Source organism: Candidatus Thiothrix phosphatis (genome assembly GCF_035668035.1).
Classification (GTDB): domain Bacteria; phylum Pseudomonadota; class Gammaproteobacteria; order Thiotrichales; family Thiotrichaceae; genus Thiothrix; species Thiothrix phosphatis.
Genome location: NZ_JAYMYJ010000081.1, coordinates 1 through 2464, shown reverse-complemented (window position 1 = coordinate 2464; position 2464 = coordinate 1). Strand labels below are relative to the sequence as shown.

The following is a 2464-nucleotide window of genomic DNA, read 5'->3' as shown; positions in this document are numbered from 1 at the left end:
GAAACCGCCGCCCCGGCACTGCTGGCCATGACCGGCAATGATGCGCCGGTGGACTGGGTGCTGGTGGAGCTGCGCGACCCCAACACGCCCAAAAACCGGGTCGCCGCCATGGCTGGCCTGTTGCAGCGTGATGGCGACGTGGTCGACGCCGCTTCCGGCAGCCGTACCCTGACCCTGGAGGACGTGGCGGCTGGCCAATACTACGTGACCCTGCGCCACCGCAACCACCTGGGCGTGACCACTGCCGCACCGCTGAACCTGTCCACCACCATAGCCAGCGTGGACTTCACCCTGGCCGCCACCGCCACCCTCGGCAGCAACGCCCGCCTGGTCAGCGGAACCACAGCCCTGATGTGGGCGGGTGATGCCAACAGCAGCGACTCGGTCATCGCCAATGGCCCCAGCAACGACATCAACGTCGTCCTCGGCAAGGTGCTGACCGCCCCCGCCAACACCCTCGCCAACAGCAACTTCCGCCTCGCCGGTTACTTCCCCTCCGACCTCAACATGGACGGTGTCAGCGTGTTCTCCGGCCCCAGCAACGACATCAACCTGCTGCTCGGCAATGTCCTGCTCCACCCGGCCAACACCGCCTTCGCCGCCAACTTCATCATCAATGGCTCAACGCCAAAATAGCACGGCTCCTGCCCTCCTCCCCCAACAGGGGAGGAGATAGGAAAATAGAAGGAACACTCGTTCACCACTTATCAGTAAAACATTTATTCCGATCAGAAAACCTTTATCATAATAAAACCATAACACTGAGCTTTATAATCAGGAGACAATAAATGAAAACTAATAAACTCTTCCGCTTGTTGAGTGCTGCCTTCGGAGGGATTGTATGCTCTATCGCTGCCGCCTCCGCCATGGCCGAAGCTACGCTGGAATACAAACTGGCATTGGCGGAAGATGGCAAAACCTATCAGGTATGGATGAAGCCTTCGGCCACACCCAAACCTGACATCAGCCTGACTGGGCAAGTCACTATCAAAGCTCCTCATGCCGCAGGTTTTAAAGCCAAAAATTTGGTCAGCATCATAGACGGCACCAACTGGGTGGAAGCCTCACGGGTGGATATGCCCAAAGAAGACGCTGACTATGATTATATTTCCTTCTCTTTCGTCGGCCTACAAGGCACTAGCGCACGTAATTACGCCTGGGAAAAAGGCAAGGAACAACTCATTTTCAGCTTCGAAAATGAAGGCGGTTGCCAGGAAGGCGTTACACTGATGGCGAATGATGATCCTTTCAACACTGAACCCAATTCCGCCAATACCAACCCCGGCAACCAGTTTACCAACCTGGGATGGGGCACTGTCAGCGAAAACAACTATGCAGGCAATTATGGCGATGCCATTTCCTGCAAACAGTAAATAACACGGCAACCCGCCAGAACCTTCCGGACTATTACAACCCCCGGAGTTCCATAACAACAGTCCACATTACAAATATAAAAATTATTTTAGGGATCTGACCATGAAATCCAGAAAAATTCGCCAATACCTCGGTCTGAGCGCCTCGGTGCTATTGCTGGCAGGCAATAGTGCTTGGGCGGCCCAAACACTGGAATATAGTGTCCGTTGGGATACCACCGATGACCGCTATCATGTATTCATGCGCCCCACCACCACCCCCACACCCAAAGACATGAGCATGACCGGCCAGGTAACGCTGCGGGTTCCGCACGCAACCGGGACAAGCAAGTTTGTGGTTGACGACCCACAAATCAAGGTCACCAACACCATCTGGTCCAATGACTCACGGGTGGATGCGCCAATCGAAGACACCAGCGTAGACTATGTTTCTTTCAGCCTGAACATGATTAAGTCCGACGCATTCCAATGGCAGGCGGGCGTTGAAAAAGAAGTCTTCAATTTCCGGAATGGCGGCTCCTGTCTGGGGCCGATCGCATTAATCAACAACCAGACAGACCCATTTAACCAGCCGGTGCTGGCAGGCGGCAACAACTCTGCTGGCACTAACCCTGGCAACCAATTCACCAACTTGGGTTGGGGTTCCCAGGACGAAAACAACTATTTGGGCAATTACGGCACAGGCAACGCTGATTGTACAGCTAGCTTAGATAGCGATGGCGATGGCTTAAAAGATGGTGAAGAACGGACTTTGGGAACCGACCCCACCAAAGCTGACACCGATGGCGACGGCCTACCAGATGGCGTGGAAGTCAGCACCACCAAAACCGACCCCACCAAAGCTGACACTGACGGCGATGGCCTGAATGACGGCGTGGAAGTCAACACCACCAAAACCGACCCGCTCAAGCCCGACACTGACGGCGATGGCCTGAATGACGGCGTGGAAGTCAACACCACCAAGACCGACCCGCTCAAGCCCGACACTGACGGCGATGGCCTGCCAGACGGCACTGAAGTCAACACCACCAAGACCGACCCGCTCAAGCCTGACACCGATGGCGACGGCCTGCCGGACGGCACTGAAGTCA

General features: G+C 55.5%; 2 protein-coding genes and 1 pseudogene. All 3 read left to right on the top strand.

The genetic code is table 11. The features are described from left to right. Positions 1-636: pseudogene (locus VSS37_RS08120) on the top strand (cadherin domain-containing protein); the annotation flags it as partial. 152 nt (positions 637-788) lie between these two features. Then, complete coding sequence (locus VSS37_RS08115; protein ID WP_324694332.1) at positions 789-1373, top strand: cadherin; 585 nt, start codon at positions 789-791, stop codon at positions 1371-1373. A gap of 103 nt (positions 1374-1476) precedes the next feature. Next, positions 1477-2464, top strand: a 988-nt coding sequence (locus tag VSS37_RS08110; RefSeq protein WP_324694331.1) for a hypothetical protein, incomplete at its 3' end; no start/stop codon positions are given.